Annotated in this window: 22 protein-coding genes and 5 tRNA genes; 5 read left to right on the top strand and 22 right to left on the bottom strand. The window is 42.3% G+C overall.

The window, feature by feature from the left end:
- Positions 1-39: 39 nt before the first annotated feature.
- Positions 40-702, bottom strand: coding sequence for a response regulator transcription factor (locus tag RF007C_RS09060; protein WP_037299271.1), 663 nt, complete (start codon positions 700-702; stop codon positions 40-42).
- Between the two features lie 14 nt (positions 703-716).
- Entirely contained in the window at positions 717-1,580 is an 864-nt protein-coding gene (locus RF007C_RS09065; protein WP_037299274.1) for an SPL family radical SAM protein, read from the bottom strand.
- Between the two features lie 382 nt (positions 1,581-1,962).
- Between RF007C_RS09065 and RF007C_RS09070 the strand changes: the two genes are divergently transcribed.
- From RF007C_RS09070 to RF007C_RS16500, 3 genes are all read left to right on the top strand, one after another.
- Positions 1,963-2,049: transfer RNA gene (locus RF007C_RS09070), tRNA-Leu, on the top strand.
- A gap of 287 nt (positions 2,050-2,336) precedes the next feature.
- On the top strand, positions 2,337-2,822 hold the full coding sequence (locus RF007C_RS09075; protein ID WP_019678775.1) for an RNA polymerase sigma factor: 486 nt from the start codon (positions 2,337-2,339) through the stop codon (positions 2,820-2,822).
- A gap of 4 nt (positions 2,823-2,826) precedes the next feature.
- Positions 2,827-3,606, top strand: coding sequence for a zf-HC2 domain-containing protein (locus RF007C_RS16500; RefSeq protein WP_051456606.1), 780 nt, complete (start codon positions 2,827-2,829; stop codon positions 3,604-3,606).
- A 38-nt stretch (positions 3,607-3,644) separates the two neighbouring features.
- Here the strand turns inward: RF007C_RS16500 and RF007C_RS09085 are convergent, their stop codons facing one another.
- From RF007C_RS09085 to epsC, 13 genes are all read right to left on the bottom strand, one after another.
- Entirely contained in the window at positions 3,645-4,445 is an 801-nt protein-coding gene (locus tag RF007C_RS09085) for an RnfABCDGE type electron transport complex subunit B (protein WP_037299276.1), read from the bottom strand.
- 12 nt (positions 4,446-4,457) lie between these two features.
- Positions 4,458-5,036 (bottom strand): electron transport complex protein RnfA, encoded by a 579-nt coding sequence (locus tag RF007C_RS09090; protein WP_037299279.1) that lies wholly within the window; start codon positions 5,034-5,036, stop codon positions 4,458-4,460.
- Positions 5,033-5,707 carry an electron transport complex subunit RsxE gene (gene rsxE / locus RF007C_RS09095; RefSeq protein WP_019678779.1) on the bottom strand — a complete coding sequence of 225 codons (675 nt, stop codon included), beginning with the start codon at positions 5,705-5,707 and terminating at the stop codon, positions 5,033-5,035. The genes RF007C_RS09090 and rsxE overlap by 4 nt, the downstream gene beginning before the upstream one ends.
- Positions 5,700-6,227, bottom strand: coding sequence for an FMN-binding protein (locus tag RF007C_RS09100; RefSeq protein ID WP_037299281.1), 528 nt, complete (start codon positions 6,225-6,227; stop codon positions 5,700-5,702). Before RF007C_RS09100 ends, rsxE begins: the two co-directional genes overlap by 8 nt.
- Complete coding sequence (locus RF007C_RS09105) at positions 6,217-7,158, bottom strand: RnfABCDGE type electron transport complex subunit D (protein WP_037299284.1); 942 nt, start codon at positions 7,156-7,158, stop codon at positions 6,217-6,219. Before RF007C_RS09105 ends, RF007C_RS09100 begins: the two co-directional genes overlap by 11 nt.
- A gap of 15 nt (positions 7,159-7,173) precedes the next feature.
- Positions 7,174-8,451 carry an electron transport complex subunit RsxC gene (gene rsxC, locus RF007C_RS09110; RefSeq protein ID WP_037299286.1) on the bottom strand — a complete coding sequence of 426 codons (1,278 nt, stop codon included), beginning with the start codon at positions 8,449-8,451 and terminating at the stop codon, positions 7,174-7,176.
- Between the two features lie 204 nt (positions 8,452-8,655).
- Positions 8,656-10,068, bottom strand: coding sequence for a choice-of-anchor A family protein (locus RF007C_RS09115; protein ID WP_037299287.1), 1,413 nt, complete (start codon positions 10,066-10,068; stop codon positions 8,656-8,658).
- A 193-nt stretch (positions 10,069-10,261) separates the two neighbouring features.
- Positions 10,262-10,335 (bottom strand) — tRNA-Cys (locus RF007C_RS09120).
- 5 nt (positions 10,336-10,340) lie between these two features.
- A tRNA-Gly gene (locus tag RF007C_RS09125) sits at positions 10,341-10,416 on the bottom strand.
- A gap of 4 nt (positions 10,417-10,420) precedes the next feature.
- Positions 10,421-10,497 (bottom strand) — tRNA-Asp (locus RF007C_RS09130).
- Between the two features lie 7 nt (positions 10,498-10,504).
- Positions 10,505-10,580: transfer RNA gene (locus RF007C_RS09135), tRNA-Val, on the bottom strand.
- A gap of 151 nt (positions 10,581-10,731) precedes the next feature.
- Positions 10,732-10,968 carry an ACT domain-containing protein gene (locus RF007C_RS18315; protein WP_037299288.1) on the bottom strand — a complete coding sequence of 79 codons (237 nt, stop codon included), beginning with the start codon at positions 10,966-10,968 and terminating at the stop codon, positions 10,732-10,734.
- Positions 10,965-11,924: a serine O-acetyltransferase EpsC gene (epsC, locus tag RF007C_RS09145; RefSeq protein ID WP_019678785.1), complete on the bottom strand. Its 960-nt coding sequence runs from the start codon at positions 11,922-11,924 to the stop codon at positions 10,965-10,967. Before epsC ends, RF007C_RS18315 begins: the two co-directional genes overlap by 4 nt.
- A gap of 159 nt (positions 11,925-12,083) precedes the next feature.
- Between epsC and RF007C_RS09150 the strand changes: the two genes are divergently transcribed.
- Positions 12,084-12,923 carry a tRNA lysidine(34) synthetase gene (locus RF007C_RS09150; RefSeq protein ID WP_037299289.1) on the top strand — a complete coding sequence of 280 codons (840 nt, stop codon included), beginning with the start codon at positions 12,084-12,086 and terminating at the stop codon, positions 12,921-12,923.
- A 75-nt stretch (positions 12,924-12,998) separates the two neighbouring features.
- Positions 12,999-13,895 (top strand): DMT family transporter, encoded by an 897-nt coding sequence (locus RF007C_RS09155; protein ID WP_037299290.1) that lies wholly within the window; start codon positions 12,999-13,001, stop codon positions 13,893-13,895.
- Positions 13,896-13,949: 54 nt separating this feature from the next.
- Here RF007C_RS09155 and RF007C_RS09160 read toward each other — a convergent pair whose 3' ends face one another.
- From RF007C_RS09160 to RF007C_RS09190, 7 genes are all read right to left on the bottom strand, one after another.
- Complete coding sequence (locus RF007C_RS09160; RefSeq protein WP_037299291.1) at positions 13,950-14,906, bottom strand: TIGR03943 family putative permease subunit; 957 nt, start codon at positions 14,904-14,906, stop codon at positions 13,950-13,952.
- Positions 14,907-14,924: 18 nt separating this feature from the next.
- Complete coding sequence (locus RF007C_RS09165) at positions 14,925-16,097, bottom strand: CobW family GTP-binding protein (RefSeq protein ID WP_037299292.1); 1,173 nt, start codon at positions 16,095-16,097, stop codon at positions 14,925-14,927.
- 117 nt (positions 16,098-16,214) lie between these two features.
- Positions 16,215-18,296: an elongation factor G gene (locus RF007C_RS09170; protein ID WP_037299293.1), complete on the bottom strand. Its 2,082-nt coding sequence runs from the start codon at positions 18,294-18,296 to the stop codon at positions 16,215-16,217.
- Between the two features lie 107 nt (positions 18,297-18,403).
- Entirely contained in the window at positions 18,404-19,948 is a 1,545-nt protein-coding gene (locus tag RF007C_RS09175) for a polysaccharide biosynthesis C-terminal domain-containing protein (RefSeq protein ID WP_037299295.1), read from the bottom strand.
- A 117-nt stretch (positions 19,949-20,065) separates the two neighbouring features.
- A complete protein-coding gene (locus RF007C_RS09180) occupies positions 20,066-20,536 on the bottom strand; it encodes a zinc ribbon domain-containing protein (protein WP_037292045.1) in 471 nt (156 codons plus the stop codon).
- A 126-nt stretch (positions 20,537-20,662) separates the two neighbouring features.
- Positions 20,663-21,406 carry a type 1 glutamine amidotransferase gene (locus RF007C_RS09185; RefSeq protein WP_019678793.1) on the bottom strand — a complete coding sequence of 248 codons (744 nt, stop codon included), beginning with the start codon at positions 21,404-21,406 and terminating at the stop codon, positions 20,663-20,665.
- Entirely contained in the window at positions 21,403-22,617 is a 1,215-nt protein-coding gene (locus tag RF007C_RS09190) for a Mur ligase family protein (RefSeq protein WP_242836293.1), read from the bottom strand. The genes RF007C_RS09185 and RF007C_RS09190 overlap by 4 nt, the downstream gene beginning before the upstream one ends.
- Positions 22,618-22,754 lie beyond the last annotated feature (137 nt).

Below are 22,754 nucleotides of genomic sequence, written 5' to 3' on the forward strand. Positions count from 1 at the left end.
AGAAAACGGTAAAGGAAACAGTAAAGATAAAGTAAAGATTTAAGCCATTTTAAATCCAATACCCCAAACCGCCTCTATATAGTCCTTGCCGTCGGCAGAACGAAGTTTCCTCCTGAGATTGCTTATATGCTGTTTAAGTGAATTTTCTGTACAATCGGGAGTATCCTCGCTTATCCTTTCAAGCATCTGTGATTTTGTTATGACTTGTACCGGATTTAGCATAAGAAGCTTTAATATAGCATATTCCGTCCTTGTAAGCTTTATCTGCCTGTCACCGATGGACGCTGCATGAGTATGGGTATTGAGTTTCAGATCACTGTATACGAGCTCCGAAGAAGACAGAATGGTATTCCTTGTGCGAAGCTGTACCTTTATACGTGCCAAAAGTTCCTTTATATTGAAGGGCTTTGTGATATAATCGGCAGCACCGCCGAGAAGCAGCTCCACCTTGTTGTCAATATCAATCTTTGCACTTACTATAATAACAGGAATACCTTCGATATAAGGGAGAAGTTCCTCACCGCTGAGTCCCGGCAGCATAAGGTCAAGCAGTACAAGATCAGGCTTCTTTATCGGGAATAGCATAAGCGCCTCAGTTCCCGAATATGCCCTGGAGACATTATAGTTTTCACGGGAAAGTGCTTCCTCAAGCATATTTCCGATATGAATATCATCATCTATTATCATTATGTGTTCATTCATTATATGATCTCCTGTCAAAAAAGAGTTAGCTGTTCATATTTTTCCGGCAATTCCTGTAAATAGCGGAAACATTCGTCGTTATCATGCATTATGCCGTACTTATCACAGAAATCATCAAGTATAGCCATACGCTTACCGTTATCCGGACTGATTATCTCGTAGGAATTGCCGAATTCACGGCGGTATCTATCGGAAAGCCCTTTGAAGTGCCTGTCAAGCGCCGAATAATAGAATTCCCTGTTTCCTTCTCTCAGAGTAAGTCCTATACCAAAGGTGATAACGCCTTTAACACCCGCCTCGGCACAATATCCAAGAAGTCCGCGAAGATTAGCTTCCGTATCATTTATATATGGAAGAAAAGGTGTAAGCCAGACTATTGTAGGGATATTATTTTTTTTCATATCCGTAAGAACCTCAAAACGTCTGCTCGTTACACAGACAGCGGGTTCAATGATCCTGCACAGATCATCATCATATGTTGTCAATGTCATCTGTACAACTGCCTTCTGTTTTTCGTTTATAGACGCAAGCAGTTCAATATCACGCATTATAAGATCTGATTTTGTCTGTACAGCTGCTCCGAAGCCGTTTTTTTCTATAATTTCGAGACATTCCCGTGTAAGCTTAAGCTCTTTTTCGGCGTGAATATAAGGATCGCTCATGGAACCTGTTCCTATCATACAGCACCTGCGCTTTGAACGCAGAGCTTTTTCAAGAAGCTGCGGAGCATTTTTCTTGACCTCTATATCTTCAAAAGCATGTGGCATATTGTAGCACAAGCTTCGGCTGTCACAGTAAATACAGCCGTGAGAACAGCCTCTGTATATGTTCATTCCGTTTTTGGAGGATAATATCCCTTTTGCTTCGACAAAATGCATGGCTTCTCCTTTCATAAAAGTATATTCTCCCAAAATTATATCATAAATAATAAAAAGCTGCAACATAAGTTTTAAAATACGTATATTAAAAGCATTCAAAAACGTCCTCTCGTTAATATAACATTAGTACCATAATTCTGGTAAACCTCAAATTGATAATAAAAATAATTTATTTTTAACCATTATATCATAATATAAACTACGTTTCAATACATGAATAATTATGGCAAAATCCACATCAAAGAGTAAAAAATCAGAACTTTTTTCAAAAAAAGCTTGACAAATCATTCTATATATGATAAAATATTATGGTACTGCGGAGCTACTGGTTATGCAGTCCGCCTCGGTCAGTCTGAACCGTGTACAATTTATCAGACATTATGCGGATATGGCGGAATTGGCAGACGCGTATGGTTCAGGTCCATATGAACGCAAGTTCATGCAGGTTCAAGTCCTGTTATCCGCACCAAAGTTTAGAGTGCCTTAGCAAATTCATGAGAAAACTCATAAATTTTGCAAGGCACTTTTTGTTTTTCATAAGGCAATTTTTCCCTGCCTAATAATATTATCCCGTATTAATGTTGGTAAAAACTTATAAATAGTTCCGCATATGCGCAGGTTCATATAAATCAAAGTAATGTAAACTTCATTCTTTAAGTCATTCAAAATTACCCCGAACTGATTTTGTAACGTTTTTCTATCTCAGAGTACTAATATACAGAAGCTTCTGAATCATACTGTAAAGGAGGGAGACTGTTGAACAAGAATATCGAAGAATATTATAATCGATACGGCCAGAAAGTCTACGCATATTTGCTGAGCATATGCCGTGAACCTGATACCGCACAGGAACTTACTCAGGAGACCTTCTGTCAGGCAATAAAGTCTCTCGATCGCTTTAAGGGTGATTGCTCTGTATGTACATGGCTGTGTCAGATAGCAAAATATCTCTGGATGAAAGAGCTCAAACGCAGAAAATATCATCCATCCTCTAACACCGAGCCTGATCTTAGCGAGCTCGATATAAGTATAATCCCACCAGATGAAAAGATTGAAAAAACAGATACCAAAATGTACGTAATACGCCAGATACACGAACTTCCCGAACGTGAAAAAGAAATTATACTGCTCAGGGCTACGGGAGCTATGTCTTTTGAGGAAATAGGCCAGCTTTTCGGAAAAAGCGCAAGCTGGGCAAGGGTTACATATTACAGAGCAAAGCAAAAACTCAGAAAGGAGTAATAATATGAGATGTGAAATAATAAAAGACCTCCTCCCGCTGTACTGCGATGACGTTTTGTCCGAAGTAAGTAAGGAAGAGGTGAAAAAACACCTTACAGAATGTGATGATTGTAAAAATGCGTACGAAGAAATGAAAAAAGGCGATATAAAAATTGATAAAGCTCAGAAAGATATTGAGCCGATGAAAAAAGTAAAGAAAAAGATACGCTTTACAAAAGTTTTTTTTGCCGCTTTGGTATCAGCTTTTATTCTTCTCACTATTGCATATGAGCTTCTGTGTGCAAATCCTATGCTTCCGAGTTCTAAAAATGTCAGCTATGAATCATCTATAAGTTATACATTTGACATATACCGTTATTTTGATGATGTTGAAGTTAAATCAAAAGAAATATCCGTCCCCAAGGACTACGATTTTAAGATAGACACCTTTAATAATGCTGTATATATGAACGGAGAAATACTGCTTGACGAAAACGGCGATAAAGTACCTGCCACAGGTGAACTGTTCCCTGCCGGCAATATAAGATTCTATATCTATGTCGATACTAAGCTTACTTGCGTTAAGCGAATTATATCACAGGATATAAAGGACAAAAAAGTATTTGCAACAGTTGAACTGAGGCCATGTCTACCATTCAGGCAGGATGTTTCAAATTTATCCGAAGAACATGGATTTGTTTTAATGGAACCATTATTTGCAGCTGAGGGGTCAACTCTGACTATCCGCTGCCGTGATAAAGATATTATCATAGATCTTTACAAACTCGCACAGGAAAACAAATAAAAATGAAAGCCGCAGGAAATCTGCGGCTTTTTATATTATTATGCTTTTATATCACAGCTGTGGATGACCTTTACAGGACAAGCTTCCATACAGGCTCCACAATTTGTACACTTGTTGTAATCAATGGAGGCGTGGAAGTTATTAACGATTATCGCTTCGTTCGGACATTTTTTCTCGCATATCTTGCAGCCAATACAGCCGTTTTTACATACAAGCTTTGTGGCCTTTCCGTTATCGCCGGATGAACAGAGAACATCGATACGCTTTGATACGGGCTTTATAGATATAAGCTGATTCGGACAGGCAGCTGCACACTGTCCGCAGGCTCCGCAGAGCGCAGGTGTTACTCTTGCAACATCGTTTACAAGCTTTATAGCATCACGCTCACAGACCTTCATACAGTCGCCGAGTCCGATACATCCGTATTTGCACATACCGTTTCCGCCATAAAAACGCTTTACAGCCTTACATGACTGCACACCGTCAAAGTAAAACGCCTGTGATGTAGCATCGCAGTCGCCGCTGCAGTGTACTACCGCAGTCATCGGAACAACCTCTGCTGCAGCAGTTCCGAGTATTGCAGCTATCTTGCCCGCCGCATCTGCTCCGCCTGGACGGCAGAGATTTGTTGCAGCACCTTTCTGAACTATAGCTGCTGCATAGTCAGCACATCCTGCAAATCCGCAAGCTCCGCAGTTTGCCTGCGGAAGAGATTCACTGATCTTTTCTATTCTTTCATCTATTTTTACATAGAATACCTTTGCTGCAATAGTGAGCAGTACTCCCGCGAGAACTCCGCATCCGCCTAGGATAAGTGCAGGGATAAGATAAGTTGTCATTCCTACACCTCCTTAGTTGAACAGTCCCGAAAAGCCCATAAAACTTACGGAAACTATCGAAGCTGCAATGAGAGTTGCGGGAATTCCCTTGAATGTATCGGGAATATCAGCATATTCAAGCTTTTTACGTACACCGGAGAAGATAACAAGTGCAAGCATAAAGCCAAGACCACCGCCAAGTGCGTTGATAATAGACTGTCCAAAGCTGTAATTATTGTCGATATTAAGAACTGTAACACCGAGTACAGCACAGTTTGTGGTTATAAGGGGCAAATATACACCGAGCGAGCTGTAAAGTGACGGTACGCATTTTTTGAGAAAGTTCTCAACGAGCTGTACGAAAAGTGCGATAACAAGAATAAATACAACTGTATCAAAGTACTCCAGTCCGTTAGGTACAAGTATACCATGATGTATAGGATAGGTAACTATTGTTGCACATATCATTACGAAGGTAACTGCAACACCCATTCCCGCAGCACTGTCAAACTTTTTGGATACACCGAGGAAGGGACAAATTCCCATGAATTTGGCCAGAACAAAATTGTCTGTCAGCATAGCCGAAAGAAGTATAACGATCATAGTTTTCACTGACAGTCACCTGCCTTTCCGCACGCTTTTGCATTGGGACAGCCGCTGCATCCCAGTTCCTGAGGCGGCTTTTTATTTTTGAGCTTGTTTACAACTGCGATTATCACACCGAGAGTGAAAAAACCTCCCGCAGGCATGATAAACAGAAGCATCGGACTTTCGTGGATAACAGGAATTGTCATTCCCATCCACTGTCCTGCACCGATGATTTCACGTACAGAGCCCATAAGGAACAGCGCAAGGGTAAATCCTATTCCCATTCCGATAGCGTCAAAAGCAGAAGCGATAATACCATTTTTACTTGCAAACATTTCAGCTCTGCCGAAAATTATACAGTTTACAGTAATAAGTGTAAGGTATATACCGAGGCTGTCATAAAGACTTGGTACGAATCCTTCCAGAAGGAAGCCTATGAGCGTTACAAAGCTTGCAATAACTACGATGAATGCAGGTATTCTTACCTTATCAGGTATAACCTTTCTAAGTGCAGATATTACGATATTTGAACCAAGAAGAACAAACGTAGTCGCAAGTCCCATACCTATTCCGTTCATAGCTTGTGTAGTAACAGCAAGTGTCGGACACATTCCGAGAAGCATTACCAGTGTTGGGTTGTCCTTTATTATGCCCTTGGTAAGTTCTTTAACGAGAGATGTCTTGTTTTCAGCCACCGATTATCGCCTCCTTGTTTTCATTATACGCTTTAAGTGCAGTATCAACTGCGTGCTTCATACCCTTTGATGAAAATGTTGCACCGCTGACAGCGTCAAATGTCTCGGAAGGAGCTGTCAGACCGTAGAACTGCTTGCGGAAATCTTCCTGATCACGCACCTTAGAGCCAAGACCTGGAGTCTCTCCAAGAGAAACGAATTCAATACCGGATACAGCTCCGGTCTTATCAATACCAACAAGTATATTGATACCTTCTTTTGAATAACCGTCTGTACATACCTGAACAACGGTCTTCTTATCCGGAGTTACAGCGATAGTCTTTATCTCATCGTAACCGCATTTCAACGTTACGACCTTGCTTTCTGTCTTACCGAAAAGCGCTTCGACACTGCTGTTGAATTTCTGAGCCTTCTGATCTGCAATACGATCCTTTGTGAGCTCGTATGCATATACAAGGAGCAGAGAAGCTATTACACATATTATTGTAAGTACAATGGTAGGCTTTACCTTATCCTTCATTCTTCTCAGCCTCCTTTGCACCCAGTATCTTAGTTCTTGTGAGCTGCTCGATGTATGGAGTCAGCACGTTCATAAGGAGTATCGAGAATGACACGCCCTCGGGATAGGAACCGAAACGTCTTATTATAAATGTTATGATACCGCAGCCGAGACCAAAAACAATCTTGCCCTTATTAGTTATAGGGGTTGTTGCGTAGTCAGTAGCCATAAAGAAAGCACCGAGGAAAACACCGCCTGCAAGTATCTGATATACAGGATCATCACCGGCTATCCAGCTTAATACAAAAAGGCTGCCGATAAATGAAACAGGTGCGGCAAGTGAAATTATCTTTCTTGCAGCAAGATAAAGTCCTCCGATAAGAAGGCCGAGTGCACATACCTCTCCGAGACAGCCGCCTGTTTTTCCGAGTAAGAGATCAAGATAAGAAGGCAGGCTCTCCCCTTTTTTTGCCAGTACAAGAGGAGTTGCCGAAGAAACAGCATCGTAATCGTATGCGAGAGGCTTTATCCAGTTGGACATAGCCGCAGGGAATGACACCATAATAACTATTCTTGCAGTTATAGCAGGATTTGCAAAGTTCTGTCCGAGACCTCCGAAAAGCTGCTTAACAACGACGATCGCTACAAATGAGCCGATAAGCGCCATCCAGTAAGGAAGAGTAACAGGAAGATTCATTGCAAGAATAAGACCTGTAACAACTGCCGAAAGATCTGTTATTGTATTGTCGCGCTTCATCATACGTCTGCATACATACTCAAAGAATATACAGCTGCCGACGCATACTGCTGTAAGCGGTATAACACGAAGGCCGAAGAAGTATATCGCAGCTCCCCATGCAGGAAGAAGAGCTATTATAACATTCAGCATTATTGTGGATGTTTTAACATAATTTTCGTCGTGGGGTGACGGCGAAACGATAAGTTTATTCATTGTTTGTCCGCCTCCTTACTTTCTTGGTATGAGTGTTTTCGCAAGCTGATTGGTCTCTGCAAGCTTTCTGTTGGCAGGACAGACGTACGTACAGCTTCCGCAGTTCATACAGAGCATTACCTTGAGCTGCCTGAGTTCTTCAACATTGCGTATCTTGTAAGCTCTGTCAATATCAGCAGGCATAAGACCGAGAGGACACACCCTTACACAGCGTCCGCATCTTATACAAGAAGAGGTCTTTCTCTCATCATAATGATTAATAGCAAGAAGTGCGTTTGATGTCTTAACAACAGGCATATCAATATCCGGAATACTCATTCCCATCATAGGACCGCCTGCAATAAGCTTTTTAACAGAGTCAATATCGGTTTTGCAGAACTCAAGTATCTCCCTGAATGAAGTTCCGATAACAGCCTGAACGTTTTTAGGCTCGCCTACTGCATTTCCGTCGATTGTAAGACGGCGTGTCACAAGAGGCATACCTGTCTGCATATAACGGTACAGAAAAGCTATGGTTGATACATTTATAACAATTACACCCGAATCGGCAGGAAGCTCTCCTTCATTCACTATCCTTCCTGTGGAATTATAGATAATTACCTTTTCAGCTCCCTGTGGATACGAGGAAGGCAGAGTTATAATATCAATAGTATCGTCATTTTCAGCCATTGCAGTAAAATTCTTTATTGCTTCCGGCTTGTTCGCTTCAATAGCAAGCTTTGCAGTCTTGATGCCAAGCTTTGACTTTACCATATTTATACCATTGATTATATCGTCCGGGTTTTCCATCATTTCGCGGTAATCCGCTGTAATATAGGGCTCGCACTCCGCCGCATTGATAATGAGAGTATCAATTTCAGCTTTGGGATTGAGCTTTATATGGGTAGGAAATCCTGCACCGCCAAGTCCGCAGGCTCCGCTTTCACGAACAGCCTTAACGAAGCTTTCCTTATCATTGATCTCAGGCGGCTTTACCTCATCGAAAACCGTCTGCTGTCCGTCTGTCTCGATCTCAATCATCTTGCAGACAACGCCGATAGCATTGCGGTAATCCGTTATAGCAGTCACCTTTCCTGATACGCCGGAATGAACAGGAGCACTGAAAGCAGCATCTGTATCGCCTATCTTCTGCCCTACCTTTACTTCATCCCCGACCTTGACAAGAGGCTGACATGGTGCACCCATGGTCATTGACATGGGGATCCTTACCTTCTGAGGAACGGGGAATACTACAGTAGAGCTGTTTTCCGTGTTCTTACGGTGTTTCAGCTTTATACCGTTTAGTTTTTTCATATTCTTCTCCTTAATATCAATACGGTATAAAACCGCAGAATATTTTTACAATAATACAGTCACATATTATAGGCTAAAAAGCCCATACAATAAATATTATATAATATTCAGAGAAAATATTCAAGAGTTTTTTATAAAAAAATATACTTCTTATTAAAAAGATATCTGTATATAATAAAAAGGCACCCGAAGGTGCCTTTTTTATTATTTATCTCTGCGTTTCAATGAAACAGCAAATACCCCCACAGCAATTGTCAAAGCAGCTATAGCGCCGTATCCTGACGAGTCTCCTGTTTTGGGAGAATTATTTTTTGAAGTTGTGGTAGTTACAGGTGCTTTGGACGTAGTTACGGATGTGGTAGTAGAAGTCTTTGAAGCCGCTGTTACCACCTGATTGGTAATTATTGTAGTCGTTGTTGTGGTGGTAGTTGTGGTAGTAGTCGTTGTTGTGGTGGTAGTTGTGGTAGTAGTCATTGTTGTGGTGGTAGTTGTGGTAGTAGTCATTGTTGTGGTGGTAGTAGTCGTTGTCGTGGTGGTAGTTGTGGTAGTAGTTGTACTTGTAGTAGATGTAGTTGTCGGAGTTGTAGTAGTAGTTGTTGTTGTAGAAGTTGTAGTCGTTGTCTCTTCTGTAGCCGAAAGCATCTTGGGATTAAAGGAAGAATAACCAAACTGTATTCCACCGTCAAACGACTTAGCTATCGTAGCTCCAGCTACATGACCGCCCTCATCACCTGAACCGTCTGCATCAGGTGCAAGAGTTGATCCTTGTATCGAACCAGTATATTTGAATTTGGTTGCATCCATTAGATTGTACAGAACAGGCATATCCTCGCCTTTATCCTGAATAAGCTCACCCTTATCGTTATACAGCCTCATATTCGTAAGCGGCAGCTGAATATCATCACCGGGAACATTTATTACAAGATATGAGCCTTCAGGTATATATACATCCATCTGGATGTAGCCATCATTAAAGATCTTAGCCTGATCTTCGGTAAGATCTACGATATTAAGATTATCGTCGTTGCCGGTAATTGTCCAGCCTTTTTCGTAATATTTGTCAATGCCTAAATTAGCATTAGGTTCAAGTTCAGTGAGATACTTGCTCCTTTCACGCAAAAGCTCAAATTCCTTGTCGAAATCAATAAGCTTTCCCACATAAATCTCACATTGTCCATCATCAGCGAAATGCTTTATCTCATCGCTAATAGTGCCTTCACTTCCAACAACGAAACGTTTTCCGTCAGGCTGAAAGCTTTTTAATGTATCGCCGCCAACAACGATCTGAGCGACCTTAGTTCCTTCCTCAAGCTTAGCACCTACCGAATATGAGACAGGATCGCCCATATTAGCATTTCCGCCCGCTGCAAGTCTTCCTTCGCAATCGGAACCATGAGCAGAAAAATCATCATGGAGAAAAACCGAAAACTGTGAAGCAGCACCAAGAAAATATTCATTTTTATCGCTTATGCCAAGTAATTCTGATCTGTTTGCCTCGGTTACCTGCTGAAACCCTTTATCAGCAAAGTCGAATTTGTGAGACAATATAGGAACTGCTCCCACAATGCAAAGTGACGTGAAAATACTCAAAAAGCGCTTGAATTTGATCTTATCCATGCCAGATCCCCCTAACATATTTATTTTTTATTATTTTATCACAAATTTCTCCACGCTTCAATACACATTTTAAACGAATTTGATATTTATATTGCGATATATATTCACATTATCGACACAAATAAAAAAACGTTTCATTCTCAAGGAGAAGAAACGTTAAAAAACTAAAAGCACCTGCATTTGCAAGTGCTTCTGGAGGCGCCACCCAGATTTGAACTGGGGATCAGGGTGTTGCAGACCCACGCCTTACCACTTGGCTATAGCGCCGTCTTTGGAGCGGATTACGAGGCTCGAACTCGCTACCTCCACCTTGGCAAGGTGGCGCTCTACCAGATGAGCTAAATCCGCATAATGGCGACCCCGAACAGATTCGAACTGTCGACCTCCTGCGTGACAGGCAGGCGTTCTAACCAACTGAACTACGAGGCCAAAGAATTGGTGGGGACTACAGGGCTCGAACCTGTGACCCTCTGCTTGTAAGGCAGATGCTCTCCCAGCTGAGCTAAACCCCCACGTTTTCTTCCGTTCATCGGTTAGTGCTTCCGACGACTTTAATATTATATCATACTATTGCTGATGTGTCAACCCTTTTTTTCATTTTTTTCAAAAAAATTTTTCTAAGGAAAATACACAGCGGTATTTCGAGGAATACCGCTGTAATGATTATTTAATTTCCGCTCTGACAATACCTTTGATTTTATTAAGACTCGTTATTAACTTTTCAGATTGGACATTTCCCAAATCTATTTCCGCTGTAAATCTTGACATGGCCGAACCGGATATATCATTGAAGACAGTAGCACTATGACTAATTATATTGACACCGCTGCGGGATATTATACCCGAGATAGCACTTACGAGCCCGACTCTGTCTATTGCAAGCACCTCTAACCTGTTCATATTATGTAAAACCAGTTTTCTTCGGGATCCAGATCAGCCTTTTCCACCTGCTCGATAGGCGAATCAAAATTATACCTCAGCTCCTGATTTTTGATACTTACCTTAGCACCGGCAGGAACCGAACGTGTAATAAAAGCATTACCGCCTATCACAGCATTTTTGCCTACTACCGTTTCACCTCCGAGTATAGAAGCTCCCGAATATATTGTCACATTATCTTCAATAGTAGGATGACGTTTTTTATTACGAAGAGACTGACCGCCTCTTGTTGAAAGAGCACCGAGAGTAACTCCCTGATATACCTTTACATTATCCCCTATCTGGGTTGTTTCACCGATAACAATACCTGTACCGTGGTCTATGAAAAAATTTTTTCCGATAGTTGCTCCCGGATGGATATCTATACCTGTCTTGCTGTGAGCGTGCTCAGTCATAACACGCGGTATAAGCGGTACTCCGAGCAGAAACAGCTCATGTGCAAGACGGTTTACCAGGATAGCATACAGTCCAGGATAAGAATATATTATCTCATCCTTATTGAATGCAGCAGGATCTCCGTCATATGCAGCCTGAACATCGGTCTCTATATACTCTCTTATTTTAGGGAGCTTATCGAGAAATTCAAAGGTTATACGCTCGGCATTGTCATTTATCTCATCATCATTGAGCATGACATACTTTTCATCATACCTCAGAACTATCGAGATCTGTCTTATAAGCTTGAAAATAACGTCTTCCAATATCATTGAGATATTATTCCTTACAGTATAGACTCTGTAACTCTTGTTACGGAAATACCCTGGAAAAACAATTCTTCTGAGCGACTCGATAATATTGATTATATCTTCGTTGTCAGGATGATCGAAGGTCTTTACCTCGTCAATTGTCCTTGTTCCCTCATAATCATTGAGGATAGCTCTTGTTATATTATTTACAGACTTTTCCAACTTATGCATACTGTCACCTCACTTCTTGATTTGAACGTTAGTATATACTTATTATATCTCATTTCACATATATAGTCAATATGTTTTATATGGTTTTTTATTTATCTGCTTGACAATAAGTGCTTTTCGCTGTATATTTATAATTAATAAAGTAAAGCGAGGAATATCATGAATACTGAAATTGACAAGTCGCTTACCGGTGAGTTCAGCAAAAGCATCTGGTCTAAATTCCGCAGCGGCATCGAACAGTACAAACTCATCGAAAATGGAGACAGAATCGCAGTCTGTATATCCGGCGGCAAGGACTCTATGCTTATGGCAAAATGTCTTCAACGACTTCAAAAATACGGAAATATCCGCTTTGAAACAGAATATGTGGCAATGGATCCCGGCTATACCACCGAAAACAGGAATAAAGTAATGGAAAACGCCGAAAAGCTGAAAATTCCGCTAAAAATGATGAATACTCGCATTTTCGAATCCACAGCAAAAGCCGAAAAGCATCCCTGCTTTCTCTGCGCAAGACTGCGCCGCGGCTGGCTCTACAAGACAGCACAGGAACTCGGCTGTAATAAGATCGCCCTTGGACATCATTTCGACGATGTAATCGAAACAATACTAATGGGTATGCTTTACGGTTCACAGATGCAGACAATGATGCCAAAGCTTCACAGTGAAAATTACCGTGGTATACAGCTCATCCGCCCTCTTTACCTTGTAAGGGAAGAAGATATAATAAAATGGGCCGATCATAACGGTCTTGAGTTCATACAGTGCGCCTGCCGCATAACCAGAAGTGAAGGCAGTTCAAAGAGAGCTGAAATAAAGCAGCTTATCAGGCAGCTGCGCGAAACCAATCCGTCAGTTGACATGAATATATTCAGAAGTGCAGAAAACGTCAACCTCCAGACTCTTATCTCTTACCATCTCGGAGAAGAACGCCATCATTTCCTTGATGACTTTGACAAGGGGCTCAGTATCAAGGGAAAAAACAACTTTGCAGAATAAAACGCTGTGTCTCATTTAAACTGCGGATATTCATTGCTTCTTTAATATGTATATGCTCGTTAACGGTGAATTATTATGATAAAAAAACTCCGTGGCAGTATAATGCTGCTGCTTTCTGCAATTATATGGGGCACAGCCTTTGTAGCTCAGAGCGAAGGCATGAATTATGTACAGCCTTTTACATACAATGCCGTCAGGACGTTGTTGGGCGGCATTGTTTTATTGCCTGTTATTTATGTTTTGCGAGAAAAGGAAAGAGAAACGGTTATGGTATGTGCCGACACGAAAGCAACGCTGACAGGCGGCATTATCTGCGGATTTATACTCTTTTGTGCAAGCTCCTTCCAGCAGCTGGGTATAAGTATGACTACCGCAGGAAAAGCAGGCTTCATAACCGCGCTATATGTTGTCATAGTGCCTATAATTGGTATTTTTTTCGGCAAGAAGGTTTCTCTCAGAACTTGGTTGTGCGTTATCACAGCTGTGTTCGGGTTCTATCTGCTGTGTATCAAAAATGATCTGAAGATTTCTAAAGGAGACCTTCTGGTGCTGATGTGCTCGGTATTTTATGCCTTTCATATCATTGTTATAGATCATTTCAACCTTAAAAAAGCAAACGGACTAATTATGTCGTGTATCCAGTTCTTTACGGCAGGTATACTGTTGACAATTTGTATGTTTATCTTTGAAAATCCGACGTTAAGCGGAATATTGGCCGCCAAACATACCATACTCTATACAGGTATCATGTCCTGCGGAGTTGCATATACATTGCAGATAATCGGACAAAAATCGACTCCACCTGCTCTGGCAACAATGATAATGAGTCTTGAATCAGTATTTGCTGCTCTTTCAGGCTGGCTTATTCTTTCCGAAAAGCTGAATACAAAGGAGATCATCGGCTGCATTTTCGTTTTTGCCGCCGTTGTACTTGCCCAGATTAACATTAATCCGGGAAAAGACAATAAATAACACACATATAAGCAAAAAACAGCAGTATGATATAACGTCATACTGCTGTTTTTATCAGTAAAATGTTGCAACAGGCTGGTCGGGAGCCTCTGCCTTTTCGATTTTCTGAACAAAAAGAACCGGTCCCTTTCCCTTATAGAGTTTATGCTTCTGAACGCTTATCTTTCCTGTAACGGTGATCCACTCCTTGTTTTGCGGTTCTGTACCGTTATCAGTCTGAGCCACCATCCAGCAATACTGTATGTCCTCAACACAGCAAGTCATGATATGACGTCCCACCGCATAGGTATTCTCCGGGAATTTACCGTTCTTGGCAGTAAGCGCCTTGAAAGTCATTGTCTTGCCGTCATATTTAAAGGGATCATCCATAATATCACGGTACCACAAAGCAAAGTCCTTGTCCTCAATGATTATCTCATCAGCCTCAACATCAAAAGGAAGAGGATCTTCTATATCGTCATAGGCAATCTGACCGTCAGAGTACTCATATACTATCTCTGCACGCCTTGAAACTCCCCTGACAATTTTATGGAAATCATTGGGATCATAACTTTTTTCAAAGCGATTAAATACGACCATTTCAGTAGAATTGAACTTATCAACTACGAGACTGCGCATATTAGAATTATAATTCATAAATGTCGTCGCATCAACAAAGCACATCACCTGAGCGACAGTCGTTTCATCAGGCATAGCCTTGAGAAAGTCGTCCATTGTCCACATACCGTTATACTCAACTACTATGCGCTCGGCGCCGCTGTCCTCCAGTATCTTCGTGAAGTTCTCCATAGTAAAGTCTTCTTTATTATCTATAACGTGTATGATAATGTTCTTATTTGGCATACGGGAAACATCATACTCTTCGATACCTTCCTCACATATTAGAAGAAGTGTCTTTTCTCCCTTATTGAAGCGCCTGTCCTCTAAGGTCTCCTGAATAAACTTCGTCTTTCCGGACTCAAGGAAGCCGAGAAACAGGTATATCGGTATAACATCATTCTGATCAGGCACGATAAATGCTCCTTTCGATCAAGCCTTGAAAAGCTCGGCGATTGCTTCTTCATTAATTTTTGAACCGATAACACAGAGGCGGCCAATAGTTCCTGCGCTTCCACTGCGGACATCGGGCACGCCGGGCACATAGTCGTAGTGTATCCACTTTCCGTCAGAACCTGCAACAATTCCTTTCGCACGAAGGATCATGCCGTACTTTTCCTCATCGCCGAGCGCATTTAGAGCAGCAGTAATTTCTTCGACAGTGTATGTCCTTGTAGTTTCCCTGCCCCAGCTTGTGAAAATCTCATCGGCGTGGTGGTGATGATCGTGATCATGATCATGGCATCCGCAGGTGCAGTCCGGTCCGTGATCGTGATGATGATGCTCGTGCTCATCGTGGTCATGATCATGGTGATGATGCTCATGCTCATCGTGGTCATGATCATGGTGATGATGCTCATGCTCATCGTGGTCATGATCATGGTGATGATGCTCATGCTCATCGTGGTCATGATCATGGTGATGATGCTCATGCTCATCGTGGTCATGATCATGATGATGATCGTGATGTGCAGCCTCTTCAAGGAGCTCCTTCAACTCTTCATCAAGAGTATTTTTCTGTGTCATAGCATCAACAAGCTGCTGACCTGTGAGCTCATTCCACTCAGTAGTAACGATGGGAGCGGCATGATTCTTCTCACGGAGACTCTTCACACACTCATCAAGCTTCTCCTGAGAGAGGCCGCTTGTATGGCTGAGGATAAGGCAGCTTGCATAGGTTATCTGATTATCGAAAAACTCACCGAAATTCTTCGTGTACATCTTATACTTCTTGGCGTCAACAACAGTTGTGAAGCCGTCCAGCTCAACATCATGCGCATTGATGTTCTGTACTGCGCGAATAACATCGCTGAGCTTGCCAACACCTGACGGCTCAATAAGAATACGGTCGGGAGCATAGTCTTCAAGCACCTTCTCCAGTGCCTTACCGAAATCTCCGACAAGACTGCAGCAGATACAGCCTGAATTCATTTCTGTGATTTCTACTCCTGCATCCTGCAAGAAGCCGCCGTCAATGCCTATCTGTCCGAATTCATTCTCGATAAGCACAAGCTTTTCGCCTTTATAGCCCTCCTGAATGAGCTTTTTTATAAGAGTTGTCTTGCCAGCGCCAAGAAAACCCGAGAAAATAGTGATCTTTGTCATTTAAACAACACTTCTTTCATTTAAATTCAAATTATATTATATCACACTGTTAAAAATAAATCAAGCCCTGTCCGTATACAAAAACGGCTGCCGCAATTGCGACAGCCGCCATATTATTTATTCAACATCACCTACTGCTGAAATAACCTCTGTAAGGAGATTTGCAGGAAGCTGCTCATATCTTACAAAATCAAAGGTGAAGCTTCCCAGTCCTCTTGTTGTCTGACGGAGATACATTGCGAAATCATGCATCTCACGCATAGGAACCTCAGCAAGAATAACAGTATTTCCGCTTCCCACAGGCTCCATGCCGAGAACTCTGCCTCTTCGCTTGTTAAGCTCGCCCATAATATCACCTGTATTGTCATCGGGAGCTGTGACCTTTAGCTCGCCGATAGGCTCGAGCATAACTGGATCAGCCTGTCTGAGGCCTTCCTTATAAGCGATGGAAGCAGCAGTCTTGAATGCCATTTCCGATGAATCAACAGGGTGATAAGAACCGTCAACAAGTATAGCCTTAAGGCCAACTACAGGACAACCTGCCAGCACGCCTTTTCTAACGCTTTCCTCAAGTCCCTTCTGAACAGCCGGGAAGTAGTTCTTAGGTACAGCGCCGCCGAAGATCTTCTCTTCAAATACAAGAGTATCGCTTACACAAGGCTCAAACTCGATCCATACGTCACCGAACTGTCCATGGCCGCCGGACTGTTTCTTGTGTCTTCCCTGAACCTTGACCTTCTTGCGTATCGTTTCTTTGTATGCTATCTTAGGAACAGTTAGATTTACCTCAACGCCGAACTTGCTCTTGAGCTTTGCAGCAGCTACTTCGATATGCTGTTCGCCGAGGCCGCTGAGTATCTGCTCCTTTGTAGTCTCGTCCTGAACATATGTGAGAGTAGGATCCTCCTCGATGAGCCTCTGTATACTTGTTGATATCTTAGCCTCATCTCCCTGAGCCTTAGCCTTGACAGCCATTGAATAGCAAGGCTTCGGGAATTCCATAGCTGCAAACTCAACGACTCTTGAAGGATCAGAAAGTGTACTTCCGGTATTGGCAGAGATCTTTGAAGCTACAACTATATCACCTGCATATGCAGCAGGAATCTCTGTCTGCTTCTTTCCGCAAAGTGAATAGAGCTTACCTATCTTTTCAGAAGTACCCGTTGTAGAATTCATTACTTCGCTGTTTGATGAAAGCTTACCCGACATAACCCTGATGAAGGACATCTTGCCAACGAAGGGATCGGCAACAGTCTTGAAAACAAAGGCTGACAGCGGATCATTCAAATCGCATTTTACATCAACAACATCCTTGGTGGGAGTATATGCCTCTGCAGCGTATACTTCATCGGGAGAAGGAAGCAGAAGCTCAATCTCCTTGAGAAGCATATCTATACCTGCAAGGTCAGAGGCAGATGTGCATACAACAGGAGTAATGATGCCGCGGTTCATGCCGTCATGTATACCGTCGATAAGCTCCTTCTGAGTAAACGCCTCACCCTCAAAGAACTTCTCCATAAGCTCCTCGGATGTCTCTGCGACAGCCTCTGAAACAGCAGCAACAAGACCATCAACACGATACTCGAACTTCTCAGAGATCTCGGCAGTCGGCATTTCAGTCTCAATTGCGTTGCCCTTTGCATCATATTTATAGCACTTCATCTCAATGAGATTAACATATTCAACGATCTTTCCGTTGCTGACAACAGGAACGACAACAGGACACACCGTAGGACCGAAAACAGTTTTCAGCTCAGTGAGTACATTAAAGAAATTTGCGTCCTTATCGTCGATCTTGGTAACAACGAACATTTTTGACTTACCCTGCTTTACAGCTTCCTCGTAAGCCTTTCTTGCGCCGACCTTGACGCCTGATTTAGCTGAAACAGTAATCATTACCGTATCAGCAGCCCTTATACCCTCGATCATTTCGGCTGCAAAGTCGAATAATCCGGGAGTATCTAGCAGATTAACCTTAAATCCGTTATATTCAAAAGAAGCAAGAGCAGTGCTTATTGAAATCTGTCTCTTGATCTCCTCAGGATCGTAATCACAAACAGTTGTGCCGTCAGCAGTCTTGCCGAGACGGTCGGAAGCTCCTGCCTTGTAAAGGATTGCCTCTGCAAGAGAAGTTTTTCCTGAGCCGTTGTGGCCTGCAAATGCTATGTTTTTGACCTTGTTTACATCATATTCTTTCATGGTAAAGTTTCTCCTCTTAAATGGTTTATCCGTTTTCATGTACGGCATACAAATATTATAATTCATTAATAAAAAAATTGCAATACTAACATAAAATTTTCTACATTTCATATTACGCGATGAGTTGTTTGTTGTGCATTATTAACAAATAAACCTTCTCCGCATTTACTAATTAGCTTTACTTTTCCTAAAGCGAAGTAACTTATGAAATAGAAAAGCCCCCATACCACCACATATATGGCGATACCGAAGGTATTGCAGGCCGTAATTCCTGTGAAACGGATTACCAGCTCTGATGCCTTCATGGAAGCGTATAGAACAGCAATCGGCATAATAACAGTCGAAAAAATGGAATATCCTACACCTGCTGTCCTGACAGTTTTTATGTAACGCATAATATTACCAAAGATATTGCTTGCATAATAGGATATAACAATACCACAAAAACCTAAGCGAGGTATAAAGATCAGTACTGCCGCTATCCTTATTGCATATTCAGCAAGATAGTTTGCAGACGAAAATTTTTGCTGTCCAAGCCCCTTGATCATGGCCTCAAGAACTATCTCCATATAAATAAACGGTATAACGGGCGCAATCATTATTATCATTCTTCCTGTAAGCTCTCCCCCGCCGAGAAGCTCTCCGATCTGTTTGCCGAACCGCATGATGACAGCAGCTGCAAAAAATGAAAATACAAGTGTATACCTTCTTATCCTGTCAGTCAGACTTCTTATCCGTTCCGTATTTCTTGCAGCATTTGCTCTGGCGGTCTCGCTGACTATCATACCCGCTACCGAACACAGCACGACCGAAGGGAAAAACAGTGTAGGTATAACAATCGCTTCAAATAAACCAAACTGTCCCAGTGCCTGCCCTGCGGAATCACCGTACAGTCTGAGACATATCGGTATAAGCGCATCATTTGTGCTGCTCAGTACTGCTGTCAATATACTTCCGCCCATAATAGGAAGTGAAAATAAAGTATATTGTCTGAAGCTTATGGAGCATACTCCGCATGATCTGCTTCGGAAGTGCAGATATGCAAAAACGAGAATTGCAACTGAAACTGTATTTCCTGCAATAACACTTCCGATCATTATACCGCATACTTTATGCTCGGATCTTACATCTGTCAGCAAAGCAGCTGCAATAATATATCCGCATCTTGTGACAAATTCGGCGATGTCAACTGCTGCTGCGACAGCGGCTCTACGTGTTGCATTGAAATATCCCTTCAGACAGGCAGCAAACGCACCTGTGATAAGAGCAAGAGGCATCAGCCGCAGCGCTGCTGTCATCTGTGCGCCGCTGAAAAATCTTTGGCTTATAGGCTCGGCAAAAATGATCATCGCCGCAGACACACCGGCACTCAGCAGCAGACATAACCTGAACCCATAAAAAAGAATACCGTTTGGATCACCGTTTTTCCTGCCTATCTCCTCGGAAATAAGACGGCTTGTGCAAAGAAAGGCATTGCCGTTGGAAAGAATACTCGCCAGCCCGAGAAACGAACCCATAAGGCTCAGTATACCAATGGCAGAAGCTCCCATCTGTCTTGTTATGAATGTGTTCAGAAACAATGCCGCTGAATCGAGAAACAGCTGCATTATTGTCAAAAGTGCTGCATCACGTAATATCTTACTTTTAATCAAAATTGCTTCCTCCGGAATTTACTGTTATATTCTATGCAGAAGCTGACATAAAAATGACAAAACGGACAGCAAAGCTGTCCGTTTTGGATTGTTTTATCTTTTTTGTAAAAGCAGCAATTAAGATTCAGCTCCGTCCTGATGTTTCACGTGTTGCTTCCAGTAATCAAGCTTAGGAAGCATATCTTTCATGTAGGAGCGAGCCTGATCTTCGTTAAAGCCTTCCCCGGTCATATGCTTTACACATACATCTATCAGATCATCCATATCATGATATGTATAATTTCCGTCAGCATAGCACCACTTGCAGTAATCCTCATTGAACGAGCCGTCGTTTTCCCTGCTCATAGATACATCTTCAAGCGGCATACCGCAGCACTGGCATATCAGCTTTCTCGGAGAGCCAAGAATAGTGTTTATAGACACATCGAACAACTGCGACAAGAGCTTGAGAGTCTCCGTATTGGGCACAGTTTCACCGTTTTCCCAACGTGAAACAGCCTGTCGCGTTACAAACACCTTTTCGGCAAGCTCTTCCTGTGAAAGACTATTCTTATTTCTGAGTTCAAGTATAATATTTTTTGTTTCCATGATCATCACCTCTAATGCTATTATAACACAGTCTGTCAGAAAATCAAGCAACTGTCTGTTGCCTTATTAGTATCAGTATTTGCGGACGTTACGTAAAAACGGGCAGCAAAGCGCTGCCCGTTGAAACTATTTTTTCAGCAGCCTGTCCAGCATTACCTGTCTGCACTCCTTTTCAAGAGTATCATCAAGAGCTTCAAGAGCGATATGCTCGGCCTCTCCCCTGTTTATGCAATACTCTATCATGTGATCCGAGATCTCGGGGTTTTTTGACAGACACGGGCCATGCAAATAAGTCGCTATAACGTTTTTTTCACAGTAGCCTTCTGCCTCACTTTTGGAGCAGTTTCCGTTACCGAAAAGCACCTTGCCGAAGGGCGTTTTCACACCCTGAGTCTGACCACCGTGATTCTCAAATCCGACGACCTTTACAGTCTTTCCGGTTATCTCGGACTGAATAACGATATTGCCTATGCAACGCTTTCTGCGGCTGCTTGGTGCAACAGTAAAATAATCAAACAATCCGAGACCTTTTATCTCATTGCCGTCTGCGTCGCGGTAATACTTACCCATAAGCTGATAACCGCCACATATCAGAAACAGGAATGTACCGTTCTTATATGCCTTGACGATACCGTCTTTGCATTTCAGCAGATCAGCTGAGATATGCTGCTGTTCAAGGTCAGCGCCTCCGCCGATATAGATAAGATCGTATGAACTGAAATCAGGCATTTCCGAGTCAATGGAGTACTTGTCTATATGACAGTCTATACCTCTCATTTTGCAGCGAAATGATATGACCTCCATGTTGCCGCTGTCGCCGTAAAGGTCAAGCATATCGGCATACATATGAAGAATTCTTATTGTTTTCATTTGTTACCTCCATGCTTTGTGATATAGCGTTTCAGAGCACTTCTTGTAGGCTGAACGGCCGTATAGTTTGCTATAATGAACTTGCGTCCCTTTGTACTTGCGAGCTCCTCAACTGCCTTGTCAAGATCGGGACGAACTACAATTTTTGAAGGGTCATAGCCTGCGGTCTTGATACGTACTGCAATATCATAAGCTCTTGTGCCCGAAGTGACAACTCTGGTAACACGCTCAAAAATGCTGAAATTAATGTCATATATCCACGACACGTCAAGTCCATCTGCAATATTGTCGTTAAGCACGAAAAGAAGCTCCTTCTCTCCCGGCATCTCGTTCATTACACGGAGAGTCATATTGGCTCCAACAGGATTTTTTGCAAGGTTAAGAGTAGCCTTATTTCCGCTGAGCATGAAGTTCTCCATGCGTCCGTTTTTGACGGTATAGCCGTTGATAACTCCGTCAGTTATCTTCTGGTCTATATTGTAGAGCTTTGCCGCTGCTGCAACAGCCGTCATATTGTATACGTTGTATATGCTGTTGAGCTTTGGCGAATAGGTGTGGCCATCGGCTGTGAAAATAGGCTTTTCAAGGTCGATATCCTTTGCGGTTATATATGGCTCATGATTGCCGAAACCGCACTTCTTACAGATGAACTTGCCTATGTGAGAGTACTGATAGTAGTCATATTCCAGTGCTTCACCGCAGAAGGGACAGAAACGTCCCTCGGAAGCCTCAAAAATTTTCTTTGTGGCAAAGGCATACGGCTCCGCGTGGAAATACTTCACATTTTTGTTTTGGGGATTAGCCCTTCCGAGACGCGCTGTGTTCGGATCATCACCGTTAAGAACAAGATTTCCCTCAAAAGTCTTGCAGAATCCGTTTATTTTCTGTATAAGAGTCTCCATTTCACCGTTTCTGTCCAGCTGATCACGGAAGAAGTTCAGCACCACCAAGGTATCCAGTTTCAGCTGCGAATAGACCACTGGTACATGAGACTCGTCGGTCTCAAGAATAAGGTAGTCTGCCTTGACTTTTCCCGACATATCGCAGTATTTCAGCAACATGGAGCATATGCCAGTATCAAGGTTATTTCCTTCTTTGTTAATGATTATTTTCTTACCGCTGCGCTCAAAAAGCTGTGCTATACAGTTTGTAACGGAAGTTTTTCCGTTAGTTCCGGTAACAGCGATTATAGGACAGTCCACCTTAAACATGGATACCGCCTTATGTCTTGACATATGCCACAGCACAATACCCGGAAGATTTCCTGCATTTCGATGCATAAGCTTTAGAAGTTTTACAATGATCTTACCAATTAAAATCAGAAGTCGTTTCAATTTCGTCCTCCGTA

It is taken from the genome of Ruminococcus flavefaciens 007c (genome assembly GCF_000571935.1).
GTDB lineage: Bacteria > Bacillota > Clostridia > Oscillospirales > Ruminococcaceae > Ruminococcus > Ruminococcus flavefaciens_F.